This window comes from Sinorhizobium fredii USDA 205 (assembly GCF_001461695.1).
GTDB classification, from domain to species: domain Bacteria; phylum Pseudomonadota; class Alphaproteobacteria; order Rhizobiales; family Rhizobiaceae; genus Sinorhizobium; species Sinorhizobium fredii.
Genome location: NZ_AUTC01000121.1, coordinates 1 through 611 on the forward strand (window position 1 = coordinate 1; position 611 = coordinate 611).

Annotated in this window: 1 protein-coding gene; it reads left to right on the top strand. The window is 61.0% G+C overall.

What is annotated here, in order from left to right; all coding sequences use genetic code 11:
- Nucleotides 1-68 precede the first annotated feature (68 nt).
- A partial coding sequence (locus N181_RS12715) for an IS30 family transposase (protein WP_155621613.1) occupies nt 69-611 on the top strand: 543 nt, incomplete at its 3' end.

Below are 611 nucleotides of genomic sequence, written 5' to 3' on the forward strand. Positions count from 1 at the left end.
GGGTGGGTTCAAGGATGAAGTGCGACTTGCGATAGATACCAATGGGTTATCACTCGCAAGGAATGCTCATGAGACGCACCTACTCCCAGATCGATATGGATGAACGTCGCAGGATCGCTCGCTGGCGAGCGGCCGGCCTCAGCGCCACGGTCATCGCCGAGAAGCTCGGACGGCATCGTTCGACGATTTTCCGCGAGCTCAAGCGCAATGCGTTTGAGGATGCGCAGATGCCGGATCTCAGCGGCTACTATTGCGTGACCGCCAACGAGATGGCACGTGAACGCAGAGCCAAGCTGCGCAAGCTCGCCCGCTTCGTCCATGTGCGCCAATCGGTGGTCGAGCGCATCATGCATGGCTGGTCGCCACAGCAGATCGCCGGCCGCATGCGGCTGGAGCGCCATCCGATTTGCGTCAGTTATGAGACGATCTACAAGTTCGCCTATTCCGCAGACGGCCAGGCCATCAAGCTGTGGCGGCACCTGCCGGAGCGTCGTGCGAGACGCAGACCGCGGCATGCCCGACGGCGTCACGGTCGCCGCTTCAGCCCGGAACTCAACATTCTTCACCGTCCTGATACTGTCGCCGAACGCAAACAGTTCGGGCATTGGGAG